19 protein-coding genes are annotated in these 20,129 nt (G+C 45.6%); 9 read left to right on the top strand and 10 right to left on the bottom strand.

The window, feature by feature from the left end; all coding sequences use genetic code 11:
- Positions 1-11: 11 nt before the first annotated feature.
- The gene (gene ispA / locus L3V32_RS00735; protein WP_005391389.1) at positions 12-896 is read right to left on the bottom strand and encodes a (2E,6E)-farnesyl diphosphate synthase; all 885 of its coding nucleotides are present in this window, start codon (positions 894-896) and stop codon (positions 12-14) included.
- Between the two features lie 21 nt (positions 897-917).
- On the bottom strand, positions 918-1,160 hold the full coding sequence (gene xseB / locus L3V32_RS00740) for an exodeoxyribonuclease VII small subunit (protein WP_005381566.1): 243 nt from the start codon (positions 1,158-1,160) through the stop codon (positions 918-920).
- A 263-nt stretch (positions 1,161-1,423) separates the two neighbouring features.
- On the opposite strand from xseB, the gene pomA reads away from it, so the two are divergent.
- The 7 genes from pomA (at position 1,424) to rlmM (ending at position 8,319) form a co-directional block, all read left to right on the top strand.
- Complete coding sequence (gene pomA / locus L3V32_RS00745; protein WP_005381564.1) at positions 1,424-2,185, top strand: flagellar motor protein PomA; 762 nt, start codon at positions 1,424-1,426, stop codon at positions 2,183-2,185.
- A gap of 14 nt (positions 2,186-2,199) precedes the next feature.
- A complete protein-coding gene (locus L3V32_RS00750; RefSeq protein WP_237283657.1) occupies positions 2,200-3,147 on the top strand; it encodes a flagellar motor protein MotB in 948 nt (315 codons plus the stop codon).
- 211 nt (positions 3,148-3,358) lie between these two features.
- Positions 3,359-4,807: a tRNA uracil 4-sulfurtransferase ThiI gene (gene thiI / locus L3V32_RS00755; RefSeq protein WP_031780206.1), complete on the top strand. Its 1,449-nt coding sequence runs from the start codon at positions 3,359-3,361 to the stop codon at positions 4,805-4,807.
- Positions 4,808-5,318: 511 nt separating this feature from the next.
- Positions 5,319-6,239, top strand: coding sequence for a transcriptional regulator GcvA (locus L3V32_RS00760; RefSeq protein ID WP_005391378.1), 921 nt, complete (start codon positions 5,319-5,321; stop codon positions 6,237-6,239).
- Complete coding sequence (locus tag L3V32_RS00765) at positions 6,220-6,843, top strand: alpha/beta fold hydrolase (RefSeq protein ID WP_104971354.1); 624 nt, start codon at positions 6,220-6,222, stop codon at positions 6,841-6,843. Before L3V32_RS00760 ends, L3V32_RS00765 begins: the two co-directional genes overlap by 20 nt.
- The gene (locus L3V32_RS00770; protein WP_005391376.1) at positions 6,833-7,231 is read left to right on the top strand and encodes a DUF423 domain-containing protein; all 399 of its coding nucleotides are present in this window, start codon (positions 6,833-6,835) and stop codon (positions 7,229-7,231) included. Before L3V32_RS00765 ends, L3V32_RS00770 begins: the two co-directional genes overlap by 11 nt.
- Positions 7,228-8,319 carry a 23S rRNA (cytidine(2498)-2'-O)-methyltransferase RlmM gene (gene rlmM, locus L3V32_RS00775; protein WP_237283658.1) on the top strand — a complete coding sequence of 364 codons (1,092 nt, stop codon included), beginning with the start codon at positions 7,228-7,230 and terminating at the stop codon, positions 8,317-8,319. Before L3V32_RS00770 ends, rlmM begins: the two co-directional genes overlap by 4 nt.
- A gap of 108 nt (positions 8,320-8,427) precedes the next feature.
- On the opposite strand, the gene xni is transcribed toward rlmM, so the two are convergent.
- The 5 genes from xni to queF form a co-directional block, all read right to left on the bottom strand.
- On the bottom strand, positions 8,428-9,210 hold the full coding sequence (gene xni, locus L3V32_RS00780) for a flap endonuclease Xni (RefSeq protein ID WP_237283659.1): 783 nt from the start codon (positions 9,208-9,210) through the stop codon (positions 8,428-8,430).
- Between the two features lie 58 nt (positions 9,211-9,268).
- A complete protein-coding gene (gene ppnN, locus L3V32_RS00785) occupies positions 9,269-10,645 on the bottom strand; it encodes a nucleotide 5'-monophosphate nucleosidase PpnN (RefSeq protein ID WP_104971356.1) in 1,377 nt (458 codons plus the stop codon).
- 290 nt (positions 10,646-10,935) lie between these two features.
- Positions 10,936-12,501, bottom strand: a complete 1,566-nt coding sequence (locus tag L3V32_RS00790) for a diguanylate cyclase (RefSeq protein ID WP_237283660.1) — start codon at positions 12,499-12,501, stop codon at positions 10,936-10,938.
- Positions 12,502-12,599: 98 nt separating this feature from the next.
- The gene (locus L3V32_RS00795) at positions 12,600-14,882 is read right to left on the bottom strand and encodes a tetratricopeptide repeat protein (RefSeq protein ID WP_237283661.1); all 2,283 of its coding nucleotides are present in this window, start codon (positions 14,880-14,882) and stop codon (positions 12,600-12,602) included.
- 165 nt (positions 14,883-15,047) lie between these two features.
- On the bottom strand, positions 15,048-15,893 hold the full coding sequence (gene queF, locus L3V32_RS00800; protein WP_104971358.1) for an NADPH-dependent 7-cyano-7-deazaguanine reductase QueF: 846 nt from the start codon (positions 15,891-15,893) through the stop codon (positions 15,048-15,050).
- Positions 15,894-16,001: 108 nt separating this feature from the next.
- Between queF and syd the strand changes: the two genes are divergently transcribed.
- Both syd and L3V32_RS00810 read left to right on the top strand, forming a co-directional pair.
- Positions 16,002-16,547 carry a SecY-interacting protein gene (gene syd, locus L3V32_RS00805; protein ID WP_152812637.1) on the top strand — a complete coding sequence of 182 codons (546 nt, stop codon included), beginning with the start codon at positions 16,002-16,004 and terminating at the stop codon, positions 16,545-16,547.
- A 2-nt stretch (positions 16,548-16,549) separates the two neighbouring features.
- Positions 16,550-17,326 (top strand): Zn-ribbon-containing protein, encoded by a 777-nt coding sequence (locus L3V32_RS00810; RefSeq protein ID WP_053808746.1) that lies wholly within the window; start codon positions 16,550-16,552, stop codon positions 17,324-17,326.
- A 109-nt stretch (positions 17,327-17,435) separates the two neighbouring features.
- Here the strand turns inward: L3V32_RS00810 and L3V32_RS00815 are convergent, their stop codons facing one another.
- The 3 genes from L3V32_RS00815 to metN are packed head-to-tail and all read right to left on the bottom strand — an operon-like array spanning position 17,436 to position 19,979.
- Entirely contained in the window at positions 17,436-18,245 is an 810-nt protein-coding gene (locus L3V32_RS00815) for a MetQ/NlpA family lipoprotein (RefSeq protein WP_005391357.1), read from the bottom strand.
- 32 nt (positions 18,246-18,277) lie between these two features.
- A complete protein-coding gene (locus L3V32_RS00820) occupies positions 18,278-18,955 on the bottom strand; it encodes a methionine ABC transporter permease (protein WP_005391355.1) in 678 nt (225 codons plus the stop codon).
- Positions 18,945-19,979: a methionine ABC transporter ATP-binding protein MetN gene (gene metN, locus L3V32_RS00825; protein WP_005391353.1), complete on the bottom strand. Its 1,035-nt coding sequence runs from the start codon at positions 19,977-19,979 to the stop codon at positions 18,945-18,947. The genes L3V32_RS00820 and metN overlap by 11 nt, the downstream gene beginning before the upstream one ends.
- Between the last annotated feature and the right edge of the window lie 150 nt (positions 19,980-20,129).

The following is a 20,129-nucleotide window of genomic DNA, read 5'->3' on the forward strand; positions in this document are numbered from 1 at the left end:
CGCTTATAGTGTTAATTTTTGCGCTCGATGACATATCGGGCGAACTCTTCGAGTAACTGAGTATTGTATGGGATAGCTTCCAATGCTTGAAGTGCTTCCTGTAACAGAGTGTGAGCTTTCTCTATGGCTCCCTCTAAACCCAGTAGGGAAGGATAAGTGCTCTTATTCAGACCTTGGTCGGAACCTTGAGGCTTACCCAGTGTTTCTGTGTCACTGATGATATCAAGAATATCGTCTTGAACCTGAAACGCCAAACCAATTGCTTTTGAGTAGCGCTCCAAGTGAGGTAGAACCTCGATACCTTTCTCACCAGCAGCTAATGCACCTAATTTTACCGCACAATCTATCAGAGCTCCGGTTTTTTTACGGTGTATCTCTTCCATTTCTTCAAGAGAAACTTGGCGATTTTCTGCGCCTAAATCTAAAGCTTGTCCAACACACATGCCGTTGGCGCCAGAAGAATGCGCCAACGCTTTGATCATGTTGATGCGTTGAGTTTCTGCCGCCGGGTTTAATTGACCATCGGCAATAATGGTGAAGGCGAGAGTTTGTAGTGCATCACCTGTCAGTATTGCGGTTGCTTCATCAAACTTAATATGACAAGTTGGTTGACCTCGACGCAGTTCATCATCGTCCATGGCAGGCAGATCATCATGAATGAGTGAGTAGGCATGTATACATTCGATAGCAGCGGCAGGAGTGTCTAAGTCTTCTGGTTTACAGCCGAGCATTTGACCTGTGATGTAAACAAGAAAAGGGCGAACGCGTTTTCCACCTAGCAAAAGGCCGTATTTCATTGCTTGAATCAATGGCTGCTCTTGATATGGAAGCTGATCGAGCCACAAGTTCAATTGCTGATTGTTTCTTTGTTGAAAAGACGTCAATGTCTGTTGCATCACATTGCTCACTACTGATGGTTATTCTGAATCTGGTTTGAAGTCACTCAGTGGTGCTTCATCATCTTCGCTAAGAAGAATACTTACGCGCTGTTCGGCGTCGCTAAGTTTAGTTTGGCCAGCACGAGCTAAGGCAATGCCTCGTTCAAACTTACGTAGAGCATCATCTAGGGCAAGATCGCCATTTTCTAATTGATCAACCAAGCTATCAAGCTCTTCAATGGTTGCTTCGAAGGTCATGTTTTCTGGTTTCTTGACCGCCATCTTTTTTCTGCCTTAATCAAGCCTTGGAGAAGATGCACGAAAGTTACCTTAGCCTAGTAACTTGGTCAAATTTAACCTTATATAATTGTCACAAAATTAGCGTTAAACGAGCCTAAGCGCTGAAACCCCATATTTTGGTTAAGGTTGTTAAGTCTAATTTGTGATCCATTAGCTAAGATTTTTCTAAAAATTCTGCGCGAGTTGTCGATACAGGTAATAATCCGCCCAATGGCAGTATTTGAGTATAGCGTGAGGAGTGCTTTGTGGATTTAGCAACCCTATTAGGTTTGATTGGTGGTTTTGCATTCGTCATTATGGCGATGGTGCTTGGTGGCAGCATCGGCATGTTTGTCGATGTCACGTCGATCCTTATTGTCGTTGGTGGCTCAATATTTGTAGTACTGATGAAGTTCACAATGGGACAGTTCTTTGGTGCAACAAAGATCGCAGGCAAAGCCTTCATGTTTAAAGCGGATGAACCGGAAGACTTGATCGCAAAAATTGTGGAAATGGCCGATGCGGCACGTAAAGGTGGTTTTCTTGCTCTTGAAGAGATGGAGATTAATAACACTTTTATGCAAAAAGGCATTGATTTGCTTGTTGATGGCCATGATGCCGACGTGGTAAGAGCGGCCTTAAAAAAAGACATCGCGCTTACGGATGAACGACATACTCAAGGCACTGGCGTATTTCGCGCCTTTGGTGACGTTGCTCCTGCGATGGGAATGATTGGTACCTTGGTTGGTCTTGTTGCGATGCTTTCAAACATGGATGATCCAAAAGCGATTGGACCAGCAATGGCGGTTGCACTCTTAACCACATTGTATGGCGCGATCCTGTCCAATATGGTGTTTTTCCCTATTGCGGATAAGCTTTCTCTGCGCCGTGACCAAGAAACGCTAAACCGCCGTTTGATCATGGATGGTGTATTAGCGATTCAAGATGGTCAAAACCCGCGAGTGATTGATAGTTACTTGAAGAACTACCTCAACGAAGGTAAACGTGCCCTTGAGATTGACGAGTAACTTGGAGAGTCGTGATGGATGATGAAGATAACAAATGCGATTGTCCGCCACCCGGTCTCCCGTTATGGATGGGGACATTCGCGGATTTAATGTCGCTACTGATGTGTTTCTTTGTTCTTCTGCTCTCGTTTTCTGAAATGGACGTACTGAAGTTCAAACAGATTGCGGGATCAATGAAATTTGCCTTTGGTGTACAAAATCAACTTGAAGTGAAAGACATTCCCAAAGGTACTAGCATCATTGCTCAAGAGTTTCGACCGGGCCGACCAGAACCAACGCCGATTGATGTCATCATGCAGCAAACCATGGACATCACTCAGCAGACGCTCGAGTTTCATGAAGGGGAGTCTGACCGGGCTGGTGGCACAAAGCGTGATGAAGGAAAGTTAACCGGTGGTCAATCGCCAGAAACGTCAACGCAAAACAATCAATCTTCAAAAGCGGATATGCAACAGCAGCAATCTGAAGAGATGTCGCAAGAGATGGAAACCTTGATGGAAAGTATCAAGAAAGCCTTAGAGCGAGAGATTGAACAAGGTGCGATTGAAGTTGAAAATCTTGGCCAACAGATTGTTATACGCATGCGTGAAAAAGGTGCATTCCCTGAAGGTTCGGCCTTCTTGCAGCCTAAATTCCGCCCTTTAGTTCGACAAATTGCAGAGTTAGTAAAAGACGTGCCAGGCATTGTGCGAGTATCTGGTCATACGGACAACCGACCGTTGGACTCAGAGCTTTATCGTTCTAACTGGGATCTCTCTTCTCAGCGCGCCGTATCGGTTGCACAAGAGATGGAGAAGGTGAGAGGCTTCTCTCATCAACGTTTGAGAGTGCGAGGCATGGCAGATACTGAACCATTGTTGCCGAATGATTCTGATGAAAATCGCGCGCTTAACCGACGGGTTGAAATCAGCATCATGCAAGGCGAGCCACTATACAGTGAAGAAGTGCCTGTAATTCAATAACTAGACTTTAGTTTTAAGTCAGTAGAGAGATAAGAAAGCGAGCAGATTGCTCGCTTTTTTTGTTTTTCCAATCCGCTTGGGTGTATAATCTTGCGCCTTAAAAGTGAGCTCAGACTACTTTTTGTGACTGAAACGCGGTTTTACTGCGTATGAAGCATTGAAGTTGAGTATCACTCTTTGTTGATTGCGAAACTAACCTGCGAATTAGACTATGAAATTTATTGTAAAGCCCCATCCAGAAATTTTTGTAAAAAGTGAATCTGTGCGTAAGCGCTTCACAAAGATTTTAGAGTGCAACATTCGTAACATCATTAAGAGCCGCACGGAATCTGTCGCGGTATTCAACCGTCGTGATCACATTGAAGTGACCTCTGAGAGTAACGAATTCCACGCTGAAGTTCTTGAGGTTTTGACTCATACACCAGGCATTCACCACGTACTGGAAGTTAAGCAGACCGAATTTAAAGACTTGCACGATATCTTCGAACAAGTACTGGAGCTAAATCGCTCTGCACTCGAAAATAAAACCTTTGTTGTACGTGCGAAGCGTCGCGGTAAGCACGACTTTACCTCTATCGAACTAGAGCGTTATGTCGGCGGTGGTTTAAACCAAGCGATTGAGAGCGCAAGAGTTAAGCTGCAAAACCCAGACGTGACGATCAAGGTGGAAGTCTCGAACGATAAGCTAAACCAAGTGCTGGCTCGTCATAAAGGTCTAGGCGGCTTCCCACTGGGTACGCAAGAAGACGTGTTGAGCTTGATCTCTGGTGGTTTTGACTCTGGTGTTTCTAGCTACCTTCATATCAAGCGTGGCTCAAAAGTACACTACTGTTTCTTTAACCTAGGTGGTCCAGCGCACGAAATCGGCGTTAAGCAGGTTTCTCACTACCTATGGAACAAATACGGCTCTTCAGCAAAAGTACGTTTCATCTCAGTTGATTTCGAACCTGTGGTTGCGGAAATCCTAGAGAAAGTCGATGACGGCCAAATGGGGGTTATCTTGAAGCGTATGTTCATGCGTGCAGCAGGCATGATCGCTCAGAAGATGAAGATCGAAGCATTGGTAACAGGCGAAGCGCTCGGTCAAGTATCGAGCCAAACGCTAACTAACCTCCGCCATATCGATAACGTAACGGACACGTTGATTCTGCGCCCACTTATCAACTGGGATAAAGAAGACATCATTAACCTAGCACGCGAAATCGGCACGGAAGACTTTGCGAAGACTATGCCAGAGTATTGTGGTGTTATTTCTAAGAAGCCGACAGTAAAAGCGATTAAAGCGAAGCTAGAAGCGGAAGAAGAGAAGTTTGACTTTAGCATTCTTGAGCAAGTAGTTCGTGATGCACGCATGATGGACATTCGTGATATCGCGAAAGAGTCTGAGCAAGCAGCACCAGAAGTCGAGCAGGTTGAAGCGGTAGAAGAGCACGCGGTTGTGCTAGATATTCGTAGTCCTGAAGAGGAAGACGATAACCCGCTCGAAATCGAAGGTGTGGATGTGAAACATATCCCATTCTACAAGTTGGGTACACAGTTTGGTGATTTAGACCAATCTAAGACATATCTATTGTACTGTGACCGTGGGGTGATGAGCCGTCTGCAAGCACTTTACTTGCAAGAGCAAGGCTTCAATAACGTAAAAGTTTACCGCCCATAGTTGACTGATAAAAAGACGTTAAAAGGCGCAAATTGAGACATCAATTTGCGCCTTTTTTGTTTTTGATCGCGTTACAGCTAATCATTACTTAGCATAATGTTGAGGCTTATCGCAAAGCCATACACTTTGTGTTGATATAACGATAATTAATCCGAAAGAAGAGTAATAAAGTGATGTTGCTGCCAGATATGCGGATGAGATTTTCGATAGATAAAAAAACACCGCCTAATTTAGGCGGTGTAACAAATTTGACAGACAGGTCAAAAATAAATACAGGAAGTATATGTTTTGTCACAGGGAGTGTGGACAAAACATTATGGTAGAAATCTACCTAACTCGAAATACGAGTTTGCAAACACAACATCGCAACAACGAAGCCAATTGATTTCCAAAGAAATCAAGCCGTTCAGGCTCGTGTTGCGGGGTGAAATATAGAATTTATCTGGCTGTTCGACAACGGACATTTTATAATGTTTCAGATTAAAAAAACTAATCCTATTTGAGGTCCCATATGTCTCGCAGATTGCCTCCATTAAATTCGCTTCGAGTCTTCGAAGCGGCTGCTCGCCATCTCAGCTTTACGCGAGCGGCAGAAGAGTTGTTTGTTACTCAAGCCGCGGTCAGTCACCAAATTAAAGCACTCGAAGAGTTCTTATCGTTGAAGCTCTTTCGTCGCCGTAATCGTTCGCTATTGTTGACAGAAGAAGGACAAAGTTACTTTCTCGACATCAAAGATATTTTCACCTCGATTGCCGAGGCGACAGATAAGGTATTGGAACGTAGTGAAAAAGGGGCATTGACGATCAGTCTACCGCCGAGTTTTGCTATCCAATGGTTGGTGCCTCGTTTGGCCGATTTTAATGCTCAAGAGCCAGATATCGATGTACGTATTAAAGCTGTGGATATGGATGAAGGTTCACTGACTGATGATGTAGATGTGGCTATCTATTATGGCCGTGGGAATTGGCCGGGTTTGCGAGCGGATAAATTGTACCAAGAGTTTCTGATCCCACTTTGTTCACCTTCGTTACTTTTAGGCAACAAACCATTAGAATCTCTAAGTGACCTCAAATTACACACTTTGTTACATGATACTTCGCGTAAAGACTGGAAGCAGTTTGCGCGTCATTACAACATCGAAGGTATCAATGTAAACCACGGTCCTATTTTCAGTCACTCGACGATGGTGCTACAGGCTGCTGCGCATGGTCAGGGGGTCGCGCTTGGTAACAACGTACTCGCCAAGCCAGAAATGGAAGCTGGACGACTCATCGCGCCATTCGACGAGGTGTTGATCTCTAAGAATGCATTCTACGTGGTGTGTCATGAACAGCAGGCAGATATGGGCCGAATCGCAACGTTTAGAGACTGGATGTTAGCGACCGCGAGAAAAGAGCAAGAGGAAGTACTAGATGAGCCAATGGATAGTTGAGGGACCTGAAAGCGGTCCTCTATTTATCTTTGCCCATGGCGCTGGAGCGGGGATGGAACATGATTTCATGACCGCCGTTGCCAAAGGATTAGTTGAGCAAGGAATTCGCGTGGTGCGATTTAACTTCCCGTATATGATTAAGCGAGCGGAAGATGGGAAAAAGCGCCCACCAGATCGTGCGCCAAAACTGTTGGAAGCCTATGAAGAAGTGATTGCTCACTTTACCTCTCAACCTATTGTCATTGGTGGCAAGTCAATGGGTGGTCGCATGTCGAGTTTACTGGCTGAAAATGAGCTGGTGGCGGGCATTGCCTGTTTAGGGTTTCCATTTCACCCACCGGGAAAACCAGAGAAATACAAAGGCGAGCACTTAGCAACTATTGAGAAACCTACGCTGATTCTACAAGGGGAGCGAGACACCTTTGGTAAGCGTGAGGAGTTCGATGACTTTGTCCTTTCATCGCAAGTTAAGGTGAGTTTTTTACCCGATGGTGACCACAGCTTTAAACCGCGCAAGAGCTCAGGCCATACCGAGGCGGGTAACATCGAGCTCGCGGTAGAGCAGTTAGCGGCGTTTATCAAAGGGGTGTACCGTGAAAAGTAAGTGGTTACTCTCATTTTCTGGTCTGTCTGGGCTGGTTTCTGTCGCTCTAGGTGCCTTTGCTGCACATGGGCTAAAAGCTCAGCTGGCTCCGTATTTGCTTGGCGTATTTGAGACCGGAGTGTTGTACCAATTTATTCACACGCTGGCGATTGTGTTTTGTGCGGTTTTATTGCTATTGAATTTGGGACAAAAAGCACAAAAATATTTTTTCATTGCAGCGATTTGCTTTATCATCGGCATCTTTTGTTTTAGCGGCAGTCTTTACGCACTGGCGCTGACAGGCATTAAGTGGTTTGGCCCGATTACTCCAATGGGAGGATTGCTGTTCATGATTGGTTGGTGTCTGTTCTTTTTTGCTGCGTTCAATATCAAAGAGGTCTCCAAGTGAAACAACTAATGCTCTATTGCCGTTCTGGCTTTGAGAAAGAGTGTGCTGGTGAAATTCAGGACAAAGCGACACAGTTGGAAGTGTATGGCTTCCCTCGTGTGAAGAGAAACTCAGGTTATGTTGTCTTCGAGTGTTACCAAGATGGAGATGCGGACAAACTTGCGAGAGGTTTGGACTTTAAGTCGTTAATCTTCGCTCGCCAAATGTTTGCGGTAGCGGCTGAGTTTCAATCGCTGTCAAGTGATGACCGCATTAGCCCAATTTTGAATGAGCTAGCAGACATTGAAGCGTTTCCTCGCTGTGGGGATTTGAGAATTGAAACTCCGGATACGAATGAAGCGAAAGAGCTACTGAAATTCTGCCGTAAATTTACTGTCCCAATGCGTCAAGCGTTGCGCGGTAAAGGTTTAATGTTGAACAAAGACAACGCAAAGAAGCCAGTACTGCACATTTGTTTTGTGGAGCCTGGCCACTGTTATGTCGGTTATTCTTACACAGACAATAACTCTCAGTTCTTCATGGGTATTCCTCGCCTTAAGTTCCCAGCAGACGCCCCAAGTCGTTCAACGCTTAAACTGGAAGAAGCATTTCACGTCTTTATTCCACGTGAAGAGTGGGATGAGCGTTTGGCTCCAGGAATGTGGGGGGTCGATTTAGGCGCATGTCCAGGCGGTTGGACGTACCAATTGGTGAAGCGCTCGATGTTCGTTCACTGTGTCGATAACGGCATGATGGCAGACAGCTTGATGGAAACCGGCCAGATCAAGCATCATATGGTGGATGGTTTTAAATTCGAACCAGACCGTAAGAACGTAACATGGATTGTTTGTGACATGGTAGAAAAGCCAGCTCGTGTTGCTCACCTTATGGGCCAGTGGCTGTTAAAAGGTTGGGCGAAAGAGGCAATCTTTAACCTTAAGCTGCCAATGAAAGGCCGCTATGACGAGGTGCTGCAAGACCTTGAAAACCTGAAGCAGTTCCTGATTGATAATAAGGTAAAGTTCAGACTACAAGCTAAGCATTTGTATCATGATCGTGAAGAAATCACGATTCATATCCAGTGTCTATCGAACATTTCGCCGTACTAATTCTATCTCCTAGTCATTTGGGGATAGTCCCGAGAATAGAAAAAAGCGCCTTCAAATGGCGCTTTTTTATTGTCTGAGAGCTTTATGGTTTGAAACCATCATCAGACACTATTCCGCTTTATTTGGTCCTGTAAAGCGAATGTCCTGTAAGTTAAAGCCGAGTTCAATGTCGCACTTTAAAGCCGCGACGCGTTTACATAAGCGTGCAGACTCAATGTGCTCGTCTAATTTTTTACGGTATTTCGGTGCGAGGTCTTCACTGGCGTAGGCTGCTTCAATATTCTCAAACTGAGTAAGAATCTCTTTCGCCGCTTTTGGTCCAATGCCCGGAACCCCCGGCACTTGGCTAGAGCTGATCCCCGTTAACCCCCAATAATCGGCCAGTTGGCTCGGTTTTACGCCGAACTCTTTTTCGATAAACGGTTCATCTAACCAACGATGTTGGAAGTAATCACGGATCTGTAGGGTAGGAGAAAGCAGCTGACAGTAGCCTTTATCCGTAGAAACGATGGTGACTTTTTCACCATGACTGGCCACTTTCGTCGCGAGAGTAGCAACCAAGTCGTCCGCTTCATCGCCTTCAGAAAGCAATGAATCAATACCTTGTTCCCACCATGCTTGCTGAATCGCATCTAGACCTTGCATCAGTGGTTCCGGCATTGGTTTTCGATTTTGCTTATAGTCTGGGAGAATCTCAGCTCGCCATCCTCTGTTTTGTTCATGGTGATCGAAAACCGCGATGATGTGTGTCGGGTTGGCTTCTGACAGAATGCGAGTGAGGGTTCTTTGTGTCGTGGTGATGGTTCTTGCTATGTCGGTTGGATCCGGTTGTGCAGAGTGCACACGGCGGATCAGGTTTAGGGCATCAATAATAACAAGATGAATAGACATAATGACTTAGCAATAAAAAAGGGGCGTAATGCCCCTAGTGTAACGAATGCTAGCCTGACTATCGACCACCAATTTCTGGGTGAGCGATACGATAACACGGTTCGTAGTCTGAACCGCCAGGCAATTTCATTCGGTGTTGTTCGACAAAGTCTTGTAGTAACTTATCGAGCTTTTTCATTAGCACAGGATCACCGTGAATAGTGAAAGGGCCTCGACGTTCGATTTCTCGAATGCCTTCGGCTTTTACGTTACCAGCCACGATACCGGAGAAAGCTTGACGCAGGTTGGCCGCTAAGACTTGAGGTTCTTGATCTAAGCTTAAATCCAATTGCTCCATCGACTCATGAGTTGGATCGAATGGTAACTGGAAGTTAGGCTCGATTTTTAATGACCAGTTAAAGCTATAAGCATCGCCTTTTTCTTTTCGGTGAAGGCGTACAGAGTCCATGGAGCGCTTCATGATACGTGCCACTTCTGCCGGATCGTCAATGACGATCTCGTAATGCTTTTGACCTTCTTCGCCAAGTGTATCGCGAACAAAATCGTCGATAGAGCGGAAGTACTCTTCACTCTCTTTTGGTCCAGTTAACACGATAGGCATTGGCTGATCGGCGTTGTCTGGGTGCATCATAATGCCAAGAATATACAGCAACTCTTCTGCAGTACCCGGACCACCAGGGAAAATCACAATGCCATGTGCCATACGTACAAAGGCTTCCAAACGCTTTTCGATGTCTGGCATGATAACCAGCTCATTCACGATTGGGTTTGGTGGCTCGGCTGCAATAATCGAAGGCTCGGTTAAACCAAGATAACGTTGCTGAGTATAACGCTGCTTCGCATGTCCGATAGCGGCACCTTTCATTGGCCCTTCCATCGCACCAGGGCCACAACCCGTGCAGATATTAAGTTCACGCAAGCCAAGCTCGTTACCGACTTCACGTGTGTATTGATATTCCACGCCATTGATAGAGTGACCACCCCAACACACGACGAGGTTTGGTTCGATACCTGGTGTGAGTGCTCTGGCATTACGCAGAATACCGAACACGAGGTTAGTGATGTGAATTGGGTTCGTCAGGTTGAGTCGTTGTGCGTCTGCTAAATGCATATTGACATAAACGATATCGCGTAACACGGAGAACAGATGCTCTTGGATACCTTTAATTATCTCGCCATCGACAAAGGCGTGTTCAGGCGGGTTAGTCAGCTCAAGCTTAATACCACGCTCGCGGCGCACTACGTTGACATCAAACGACTGGTGTTTATCGAGTAGCTCTTTCGAGTTATCGGTATGACTGCCGGAGTTCAACACCGCTAACGTGCAGTTGCGGTACAGTTGATAAAGTTCACTCGAGGCCGTGTTCTTTAAGCGCTCTACTTCTAATTGAGATAGCAAGTCCATGCTACCAGCGGGGCTTATATGGGTAATCATAACGCCTCCTTGTGTTGCATTATTTTGAGGGAAAGTACCAACTCACCTTTTTGGGTTATACGTATGGTTTGATGAAAGGCAGTTGGCCGATTTGGTTTTATGGTTATTGACTCCCAAGCAACCTCAAGATGGTACATTCGCGTTCTGTAAATGCATCATCTTGAAGTGACTTGGGTTTTTACAGCTTAGCAGACTGAAAGGGAAGAAATGTGATAACTCGTTGAAAATGGGTGGTTATAAAGCGTAAATTGCGCCAATTCTGGTTTGTTTGTTCGCTTTTTGTACGAAATCTAGCTCCAGTTAAGTTGATTTGTTCCACGTTTTTTAGCGTCTGCAAGCATCTTGCTGAGTCGATCGAGTACATACTCTGGCGTATCGGACTCTTTAAAAGAGGTCGACACAGCCGCTAGGGTGATCATGATATTTTGCTCACGGAACTTAAATGGTAATTGGCTAATATCACGCTGGATATGTTTAATGAGATCCAGTGTGTATTCTTCAGATTGTTCTGGAACGAGTAAAATAAACTCTTCGCCACCAAAGCGAGCTACCGTCTCAGTTTCTGATACGCGTTTATTAATGGTGCGAGCGATGATCTTCAACGCTTTATCACCAGCCGTATAGCCATAGCTGTCATTCACCGCTTTGAAGTTATCAACGTCAAACAACACTACACGCAGGTTCTGTTGAGAGCGAATCCAACGGCGATACTCTAGCTCTAGTCGATCATTAAATGCGGTGCGGTTATAGACTTTAGTCAGAGGGTCGAGCAACATGCGTTGAGCTTGGTCATCTAAGCGTCGACGATGATCTTGGGTGGTTTCAAACACGGCTTCGAGCTGGTTCTTACTGTAATTCAAACGCTCTTGCAGCGCTTGTTCTCGTTCTTCCGTCATTTTAAGTCGCTCTGTCAGCGACGCCATTTTCGCAAGTAACGGGGCGATTTCTTTTTTTACATCCGCTAGATCTTGAGCTTGGTCGAGCGAAAGTTGACTCAATTCAACCAGACTGTTCATTTCTGTGTTGAGCTCTTGGCGGTGCTCAAAGTAGGTATGATGTTGGTCGACGTTCTGATGAATGGTTTTTAGGTTATTTGCGAGAGAAGTGTTCAGCTGATCAAGGAATTGGCTAGACGCTTCGCGCTCGAACTTTGTTGCTTCGACAACCAGTTTTAGCGTTGAAAGTGTTAGCTCAATGAGAGATTCCGCGCTGACGCCAAGAAGCAGCTTAGCCCGAATATCGAGCAATCGATCTCCCGTTTCTCCCTCAAAATCCAGCTCGGTGATGGTATGTTGTAGATCGCTGGCTAAGCACTCAAGTTGAGACTTATCAGGATTATTCTCAAACTCACTGAGATGCAAACGCGAGTTGGAAGTGATGATTTTCAGAGCGCGTTCGTAAATGCTCAGTAGCTTAGTGGCTTGATCGGCTTTATTGCTGGCATGAGCTTCTGAGAAACTCATTAAGTTCCGTAGTTCACGTTTTAACTGCGCAGGTAACCCTGTGACACGTTGGAGTGTTTCACCACTGTGTTTGATTTGTTCGTCTAGGTAGCCGTTCTGTTTGTCCATCGTCTTAGACTGCTGTTTGAGCATTCTCTCTAATACCGCTAAACGTGGGATAAGAGTACTGATATCTTTTTGATGTTGCAGCTCTTGTTGGATTTCAAACAGGTAATTGGATACCTGGGTATTCGAACCCTGGCAAGCTGAAGACAATGATGCCACAACGCGTTTAAGAACTTGTTGTTCACGTTTGAATTTGAGTGAAGTATCACGATGTGTCAGTCTGAGTTGGTCAAGTTGACAACTCAGCTGATGAAGCTGCGACTGAATATCGGATTCCAAGATTCCCATGAAGTGACTACGGTTAAGTCCATGTACTACTGACAATTATCCGATAATAACAAAAAACGTTATAGCGTCATTAGTTATTATGTCTAACAGGCGTTTAATTATCCATTTTTTAATATTTTCTTGATGTCGTCCTCATTCTTGTAGGACGAATGGATCTTAATCAGGCCTTGGCTAATGGCATGCTGACAGGCAGTTCTTATGTTACCCGTTGCAAAGCTCGCGGCAGGTGCGTTATCGATGGCTTTCAAGAAAACCCAGTGGCTTTGCTTATCCTTCAAGCTGACTTCTCGCGCAATGTGAGTCGCAAGCAGCAACAGATCGAGTAATTCCTCGTCGTTAATTGCAGTGTAGGCTCGGGGTAAGAACGGATAATCGCTGATACCCATGCGAATAATGCGGTTGACGTTGTGCTGCTGAGCGAACTCATCCACCCAAGTCTGGAATTTCTCGAACATGACTTCGGCAGAAGCATCACGGTCAGCGTTCGGCTCGATATAGAGTAGGTTTGCATCTGAGAAATGGTAAAGACGCGATGGCTTTTCTATCTTTTCCGCTAGAAAGTCGCCAAATGCGCGCTCCAGCTCTAGACCTGCTTTATAACCGTTGTGGACGTACATGCTTCGTAGGAATGGCAAGTCGATCATGACAAAGCGCAGGCGATCGTTAAGTGGCTCGTGGATCAATTCGCCCATTTGCCATTGCTCGAAAGTTTCGCTCGACTTTTTCAATGAGCGAGACAGCTTCACGTTCAGCATACGCAAGTTACGCAAACGGGAACGAGAGTGAGTGAAGAGATCATTACGCAGTTTTTCGATTTCACTTGCTTGGCGTTGCATGATCACGCCGCGGCGCATAATGAACAAAAACATCACCAACACAGTAATAAACAATGCGAATGAGATTTTCTGGAACTTGCGGTGTTCCCTTTCCACTTGTTCAAGGCGTTCCGATTGGCCGATATAGTGGATGGTTTGTTCAGCAAACTCTTTTTGTTGGCGGAATGCATCCTCACTGATTTGGTTGAGCTGTTTTTGCTCTAAACGCACAAGGTTGGTGTATTTCTTATAAGCCTGCAGAGAAAGTTGGTATTCACCTGCCTGCTCGTAACCAAGCCCGAGTAAGCGGTAAGACTGCTGCTTAATGAAGTTGTTATTCTCAGGTGACTTTTCAGCAAGTGTTAACGCCAGCTTTGCATTGGTAATGACGTTTTTGCTGTCGTTTTGATGATAAGCCAGGCCTGACTGAAGCAACGCTGCCTTTGCTTCAAGCTTAGGAATGTCAGTGTATTCTAAAAGCTCTTTAGATCGGTCTAGGTATTGCTCAGCTAGCGCGTAGTTATAGAGTTGCAGATAGGTAGCCGCTAAGCTTAAGCGAATCTTAATGATCCGATTAATGTTCTTACTGGTGCTTTCATGGTCCAGCACGTTGAAGTAGTGCACTAAGGCAAGGTTAAACTTGCCTTGGTAAAAATAAATGTCACCCATTTGCTCAAGGACATCCGCTAGGATGGGAGAGCTAGGGTAGGAGTCATAGAAGTCTGCGGCTTGAGATAAGTATTCGATCGCTTTGTCGTAAACTCGACGCTCTTGGAAGAGTCTTGCCAACAGGCGATTAACTTTTGCTAACCTTGCGCCACTGTCACTCTCAATAGATTGCCAATAACCGTAAAGCAGTTCCGACAAAGCCAAATTGTATTTCTTGCTATTCAGATAAAACTCGCCGACGGCTGTGTAATAGTCGATCAAGGCTAAGTCAGATCGGCTGTCTTCAAGCATAGTTTTGGCTTGAGAATACAAACTTTCCGCTTTAATCAGATCGCCACTATGTGAAGCGAGGAGCGCTCTTTGCATCACTAATCGATAGCGAACGCTGTCGGTACGTTGCAATACCGCATCAGCTTCATCGAGTTGCTGCTCAATTTGGTTAAGCGTGTCTTCCGCTTTTAAATAGTTTTTGTCGTACATCCAAATCATTTGGTTGCGCATCAGCTGGAGATCTAAGTCCATGTACGGCAATTGATATTCTTGCGCTAAGCGCTCGGCTTTGTTTAGGTGTTCGATAGCCGAACGAACGTTACCCATGGCGTAGTCTGCCTGAGCGATAATCTTGTGTGCTTCGATGGTGCTGCTTGGTGTGCGAACGCTACGATCGGTCTCGTCACGAGACATAGCAGAAGGGCTGTCACTCTCTTTGCGTTCCGTTAGCTCACGTTGTGACAAGTAGTTGGTTGCCGCTTGTTTTGCTTGTGATGGCTCTATTTCCGCCAATTGTTGTGCTTCGTTGAGTAACGCGGACGATAAAATGGTCGCGTGAAGCGGCTGTACAAACAGCAAGCAAAGAAAGCCAATCAACTTGAATAGACGCGAACTGTCCCAAAACATCCTTTCGTTCCCTCGAACTGTTTTTAGATATGGCGGATAACGGTAAAAGACCTCAACAAGCCCCGTAAATGCAGGTTGAAGCCATTTGATATAGTAACATGCTTGGATAATAAAAACGTCCGGTAACCCTTTAGATTACCGAACTTATTTCTGTCACTAACGCGATTACTGACGAGCCATGCGGTGGTTGTGATCTGGCTTGTCTTGTTCCGTTGAGCGGTACGGGTTGATGTCCAAGCCACCACGGCGCGTGTAGCGGGCGAATACGGTCAGTTTGCTTGGTTGGCAGTATTTCATTAGATCAGTAAAAATACGCTCAACACACTGTTCGTGAAATTCGTTGTGCTCGCGGAAAGATACCAAGTAACGCAGCAGTTTCTCGCGATCTATTTTCGCACCTTGGTAGCGAATTTCTACACTGCCCCAGTCAGGTTGGTTAGTGATCAAACAGTTTGATTTCAATAGGTGGCTATGTAGGATTTCTTCCACTTGCTCTTCACCTGCTGCGCCTTCAAGCAAATCGGCATCAAAATCGTAACTGGTGATGTCAATGTCTTGGTCATCAATGCATTCGCCTTCCATTGTCACAATAGGCTGATTGGTGTAGTGAGTAACCGGGTTCACCTCGACCAACACCTTTTCACCGGCACATTCAGATAGGTCTTGCGTTAAACGCTCTTCAACTTCTTCCCAGCTTGAAAAACGGGTTTGGTTGTAGCTGTTTAAGTACAGTTTGAAAGACTTCGACTCAATCAAGTTTGCACTGGTGGCTGGAATGTATACTTCGCCAACGGCCACTTGTGGTAAGCCTTTACTATTTAACCAAGAGAGCTCGTACAGCGTCCAAATGTCGTGGCCCATAAAAGGAAGGCTGTCGCCTAACTGAAGGTCATCTCGGTTTAGGCTACGAGGAACTGGTTGCAGCAAGCTTGGGTCGTATTGGTTCGCATACTCGGTCTTTTTACCTAGTGTTAGGCCAGCAAGCTCTTTAGCGTCAGAATATTTGCTCATACTTTGTGGTCGTTTTCGATTAGAATGGCGAGAATTTTACTGAATCCGCTGGTCAATTGCCATCCGGCAAACACGGCTATCTGATAAATAAGGAATGAGGAGACCTTCATGACCCAAAACGTTACTCAGGCGCTACAAGAGTTCAGCCTGCGCTACCAACAAGCTTGGCAAGCTAAATATAATGAGTTGCCAAGCAGTGAAGAGCTTGCAGATCTTGTTTCTCCTTGTGTCGAAGAGAAGCGTGATGGAAAGGTGCTTTGGAAAGCGGTCGCGCGTAATGAGATGGCCGATTTCACTAATGTGGAAAATGCGATTGAGTTGTCACTGCAAGATGATGTAAAAGCCTTTTATGGTTCTCAATACTGCGCCGATATGGAGGCAACTTGGCAAGGTAATTCGTTGGCGCTGCTGCAAGTGTGGAGCGATGACGATTTCGTGCGCCTACAAGAAAATATTCTTGGTCATTTGGTGACGCAGCGCCGCTTGAAACTTAAACCAACAGTATTTATTGCAGCGACAGATGAGGAAATGGATGTGATCTCGATTTGTAACCTCACTGGTAATGTGATTTTAGAGCGTTTAGGTACGTCTAAACGCGATGTGCTGGCGGATTCATTGGCTGAGTTCTTGAGCAAGTTAGAGGCCGCTGTCTAAATATGTACGTTGTTGAGTTGCAGTTTGAGTGTTTTGATAACACCACCGTCAGCGCGGTAGACAAAGCCATTAATGGCTTGATGGATGCGTTGCGTTATAACGGCCAAGTACTAGGCCGAGAATTCCCGATAGTGATGGGAGATGGCGAGTTTTATGTTCGTGTCGTTTGCCCAGAGCAAGACAGTTTGCATCCACGTTATCACTCAGATTTTGTCAAAGTGTGCATGAACCGTTTGTCAGACGCGTCTTTGCTTGCACCGAAAATGCGTATGCTTGGCCGTGATTTAAATTCAGAACAAGCGGCCGAAGAAGAGACACCTAGCTGGCAAGTGTTGTACACGACTTATGTTCATACGTGTTCGCCATTGCGCAGTGGGGAAACGTTGTTGCCGATTCCTTTGTATCGCAATGAGCCGACGCTAAATGGTGACCATAAAGCCGTCATCAAATGGCAGACAGAATGGCAAGCGTGCGATGAAATCCAAATGGCTGGCGGGTGCCGTGCAGAGCATGCGGCGCTGCACGAGATTTGCGATGTAGACAGCGTGTTGTTCCGCCGCGGTTGGGATTTGCGAGGTCGTATCGAATACATCACGAAGATTCCTACGTACTATTACCAGTATCGTGTCGGTGGTCAGTCGCTGGAGAGTGAGAAAGCGCGCAAGTGCCCAAAATGCGGTGGAGAGTGGCTACTCGATGAGCCACTACATGACATATTTCACTTTAAGTGTGATGACTGCCGAATCGTGTCGAATATCTCTTGGGACCACCTTAAGTAACTAATTGAGGTTACTTAAATGGTTAGATAGAGAAATAAAAGGGCTGATGTTTTCACATCAGCCCTTTTATGTTCAGACTATATTTTCAGTACGGTTTAGAAAAGTGGGATTACCAACCTTTCACTACGCCGCCTTTGAATAGCTCTTTTGCTGCTTCGTAAACTTCTTCCGTTTGATAAGCTTTTACGAAGTTTTGTACGTTTTGCGCATTAACATTTTCTTCGCGAGCAACAATTAGGTTTACGTATGGTGAGTCTTTATCTTCAACGAACACGCCGTCACGCTCTGGCGATAGGTCGATAGAGCTTGCGTAAGTGGTGTTGATGATAGATAGCGTTACGTCATCCAATGAACGTGGAAGTTGTGGCGCTTCTAACTCAATGATTTCGATATTTTTAGGGTTGCCTACGATGTCACGTACTGTAGCGAGTAGACCAACGCCATCACGTAGTGTAATCAAACCTTGTTGCTCAAGAAGCAGCAGTGAGCGACCTAGGTTTGTTGGATCGTTTGGTACTGCGATGCGTGCGCCATCTTGGATTTCATCGATTGACTTCACTTGCTTAGAGTAACCAGCAATAGGGTAAACGAATGAGTTACCCGCGATAGCCAGTTTGTAGCCGCGGTCTTTCACTTGTTGGTCTAGGTATGGTTTATGTTGGAACGCATTCGCGTCTACTGAACCATCATCCAGAGCGGCATTTGGCGTTACGTAATCGGTAAATGTTACTAACTCAACGTCTAGGTTGTACTTTTCTTTTGCTACTTTAGCTGCAACTTCGGCAACTTGTGCTTCAGCACCAGCAATAACGCCAACTTTTACTTTATTTACGTCTACTTCTTTGTCGCCACAACCCGCTAGAACAAGAGCAGAAGCGGCCGTTGCTACAGTCAAAAGACCTTTAAGGCTAAATTTCATCTTTATCTCCTTATAATTTGTATTTTCAATGCTTATCTGTGGTCTACACGGCGCACCACTGCGTCACCGATAGACTGAATAATCTGTACTAGAACAATCAGCATCACGACAGTCACAGCCATGATAGTTACATCGTAGCGGTGGAAACCGTAACGGATGGCTACGTCGCCGAGGCCGCCGCCGCCTACCGTGCCCGCCATGGCCGAGTAGCTAACGAGAGTGACTAAGGTGATCGTTACTGAGTTAACAATAGTCGGCATTGCTTCAGGTAGTAGAACTTTTGTGATGATCTGTGTTGGTGTCGCCCCCATTGATTGTGCCGCTTCCACCAAGCCTGTTGGTACCTCTAACAAAGCACCTTCAATAAGACGGGCAACAAACGGAATGGCACCAATAGTCAGTGGGACGATTGCTGCGGTTGTACCGATAAAGGTTCCAACTAGCATTTTTGTCACTGGAATAATCGCAACCATCAGGACGAGGAATGGCACAGAACGACCAATGTTAACGACAGCGCCTAAGCTGCTATTTAGTTTGGTGTTTTCAAGTAGGCCGCCTTTCTTAGTAATATGGAGGATTACGCCTAATGGAATACCCACGGCAAAGCCGACTAATCCGGCAACCGCAACCATGTAAAGCGTTTCCCACGTTGCACCTAAAAGTAGTTTGCTGTTTAAACTCAGCCATTCAGAAATTGTGTTAAAGGACATAACCAAGTACCTCTACTTTTACGTTGTGCTTACGCAGGTATTCCAATGCTGCGTTATCATCTTCTTCGTTACCAAATAGCTCTGCGACCATCATGCCGAATTTCACGCCGCCAGCGTAATCAAGATCGGAGCTCAAAATACTCACATCAATATTGTATTTACGAGAAATTTGCGACATTAACGGTGCATCGACGGTTGCGCCAGTAAACTCTAAGCGAACCAACGGGTAGCTGCCATCAACACGCTCTGCTTGCAGACGTGCTTGGTAATCTTCAGGAATGGATAGATCCAGCGTTGAGCGAATGAATTGGTGCGCCAGCTCCGTTTTAGGGTGCGCGAAAATATCGCCAACGGTGCCTTTCTCCACCAACTCACCACCACCGATGATCGCCACTTCGTGACAGATGCTTTTTACCACTTCCATTTCGTGGGTAATCAGTAGAATCGTGATGTTGAGTTTGCGGTTGATCTCTTTCAATAGCTCAAGGATAGATTGAGTCGTTGCAGGATCCAGTGCGCTAGTGGCTTCGTCACACAGTAGTACGCTTGGATCGGATGCCAATGCGCGAGCAATCGCCACACGTTGTTTTTGGCCGCCACTTAAGTTCGATGGGTAGCTCTCGTGTTTGTCGGCTAAGCCAACAAGTTTTAGTAACTCAGTGACTTTTGTTGTGATTTGCGATTTGTCTTTGCCTGCCAGTTCCAGTGGTAGCGCCACGTTATCAAACACAGTACGAGACGAGAGCAGATTAAAATGCTGGAAGATCATGCCGATGTTACGGCGCGTTTCGACCAACTGCTTTTTGCTGAGTTTTGTTAAATCAATGCCATCAACGATGATGGAGCCAGATGTTGGTGCTTCTAACATGTTTACGCAGCGGATCAGCGTACTTTTACCAGCACCAGATGAACCGATAACACCGAAGATGGTGCCCTTGGCGATGTGTAGGTTAATGTCTTTCAGGGCAAGGATTTCCTTACTGCCTTGGTAGAACACTTTATTGACGTTTTTTATTTCTATCATGTTTCAACCTGCCCAAAGATACGGGGAACTTCGCTGTCAAAAACGGCCTTTGACAGAACTTAATGTTGAGCTTTATCTCACTTCTCAGTTGATGCTATGGGTTAACCAGAATGAAGTCAATAGATATTTTTACGTCTAGACGTCTAAATG

It is taken from the genome of Vibrio sp. J2-4 (assembly GCF_021728155.1).
GTDB classification, from domain to species: Bacteria; Pseudomonadota; Gammaproteobacteria; order Enterobacterales; family Vibrionaceae; genus Vibrio; species Vibrio diabolicus.